Source organism: Mesorhizobium sp. M7A.F.Ca.MR.362.00.0.0 (assembly GCF_004023175.1).
Classification (GTDB): Bacteria; Pseudomonadota; Alphaproteobacteria; order Rhizobiales; family Rhizobiaceae; genus Mesorhizobium.
On sequence record NZ_RZTF01000461.1, the window covers coordinates 308 to 2,738 of the forward strand.

Annotated in this window: 1 protein-coding gene and 1 pseudogene; both read right to left on the minus strand. The window is 62.8% G+C overall.

The features are described from left to right. Window positions 1-1,854: alanine--tRNA ligase (gene alaS / locus EOC06_RS33010; protein ID WP_245470294.1), on the minus strand; the 1,854-nt coding region annotated here is incomplete at its 3' end. Window positions 1,855-2,150: 296 nt separating this feature from the next. Then, a pseudogene (locus EOC06_RS44100) lies at window positions 2,151-2,431 on the minus strand (DNA recombination/repair protein RecA); the annotation flags it as partial.

The window sequence follows — 2,431 nt, forward strand, 5'->3', positions numbered from 1 at the left end:
CTCGTTGGCCATGCGCTCGACCTCTTCGAGATCCTCCGGTGAAATGGGCTTGTTGTGCGAGATGTCGAAGCGCAGGCGCTCGGGCGCGACCAGCGAGCCCTTCTGCGCGACATGGCTGCCCAGCACCTCGCGCAGCGCTTCATGGATCAGATGCGTCGCGGAATGGTTGGCGCGCAACCGCGAGCGTCTGGCATGGTCGACCTTCAGCTCGACGGCGGCGCCGGTCCTGACCGTGCCGCTGGCCACCTTGCCAACATGGACGAACAGCCCGTCGGCCTTTTTCTGCGTATCCGAAACGTCGATCGAGAAGCCCTCGCCTGAAACAACGCCGGTGTCGCCCATCTGGCCGCCGGACTCGGCATAGAACGGGGTCTGGTTGACGACGATCGCCACCGCGTCGCCCTTGCCGGCGCTGTCCACGGTCTTGCCGTCCCTGACCAGCGCCTGGATGATGCCTTCGGCAGCTTCAGTCTCATAGCCGAGGAACTCGGTGGCGCCCGCCTTCTCGCGCACGGAGAACCAGATGGTCTCGGTCGCCGCGTCGCCGGAGCCGGCCCAGTGCTTGCGCGCCTCGGCCTTCTGCTGCTCCATCGCATTGGTGAAGCCGGCAAGATCGACCGAGATGCTGCGCTGGCGCAGTGCGTCCTGCGTCAGGTCGAGCGGGAAGCCGTAGGTGTCGTAGAGCTTGAAGGCCGTTTCGCCGTCCAGCATGTCGCCGGCATGCAGCGTCTCCGTCGCCTCGGAGAGCAGGCCGAGGCCGCGCACCAGCGTCTTGCGAAACCTGGTCTCCTCGAGCTTCAGCGTCTCGGTGATCAACTGTTCGCCGCGCAGCAGCTCCGGATAGGCCTGGCCCATTTCGCGCACCAGCGCCGGCACCAGCTTCCACATCAGCGGTTCGTTGGCACCCAGCAGCTGCGCATGGCGCATGGCGCGGCGCATGATGCGGCGCAGGACATAGCCCCGGCCTTCATTCGAAGGCAGCACGCCGTCCGCCACCAGGAAGGAGGACGAACGCAGATGATCGGCAATGACCCGGTAGGACGCGACCGTCTCCTTGTCGGGACCATGCCCGATCGCGGACGAGGCCGCGTCGATCAGGTGACGGAACAGATCGGTCTCGAAGACGCTTTCCACCCCTTGCAGGATGGATGCCATGCGCTCCAGGCCCATGCCGGTGTCGATCGACGGACGCGGCAGGTCGATGCGCTCCTCCTTCGTCACCTGTTCATATTGCATGAACACCAGGTTCCAGAATTCCAGGAAACGGTCGCCATCTTCCTCCGGGCTGCCGGGAGGGCCGCCCCAGATGTGTTCGCCGCGGTCGATGAAGATTTCAGAGCACGGCCCGCACGGTCCGGTGTCGCCCATCGCCCAGAAATTGTCCGAGGTCGCGATGCGAATGATGCGGTCGTCGGAAAAACCGGCGATCTTCTTCCAGAAGCCGGCCGCCTCGTCGTCCGTGTGATAGACGGTGACCAGCAGCTTGTCCTTGTTCAGCCCGAACTCCCTGGTGATCAGGTTCCAGGCAAGCTCGATGGCGCGCTCCTTGAAATAGTCGCCGAAGGAGAAATTACCGAGCATCTCGAAGAAGGTCAGATGGCGCGCGGTGTAGCCGACATTGTCGAGATCGTTGTGCTTGCCGCCGGCGCGAACGCTCTTCTGGGCGGTCGAGGCGCGCGAGTAGGGCCGCTTCTCCAGACCGGTGAAGACGTTCTTGAACTGCACCATGCCGGCGTTGGTGAACATCAGCGTCGGGTCGTTGCGCGGCACCAGCGGGCTCGATGCGACGATCTCGTGACCCTCCTTGCGGAAGTAGTCGAGAAATGTCGACCGGATTTCGTTCACGCCACTCATGATGCTGCCTTTTCGGAAGAGCCGCCGGCAAACCGGCGGAAATGGGCTCTGCGTTCTAGAAGATTAGGACTTGGCCTTTTAGCCGCCGCGCTTCACCCTGTCCAGAAACACGGAATTGGTCCAATCCACGGCCTTTGCCGGCCGTTCGACCCGGCCTGGTTCCGCCGCCAAAACGCAAAACCGCCGGCACTGGGCCGGCGGTTTCGAAACGCAATAACACGGAACTCGATTACATAAGCCTGAGATAATAGAACGCGATTATGGCCGAACTCCGGCCGGCATCGCGCACGAAGCTGTTACATCGCGCCGGATTCTTCCTCGAAACCGTCATCATCGCCGCGCTCAGGGCCGCCATTCTCGAGGAATTTCTCGGCGATCAGCCCGGCATTCTGCCTGATCGACAACTCGATCTCGCGTGCCGTGTCGGGATTGTCACGCAGGAACAGCTTGGCATTTTCGCGGCCCTGGCCGAGACGCTGCGAGTTATAGGAAAACCAGGCGCCAGACTTCTCGACAATACCAGCCTTGACCCCGAGATCGACCAGTTCGCCGGTTTTGGAGACGCCCTCACCAAACA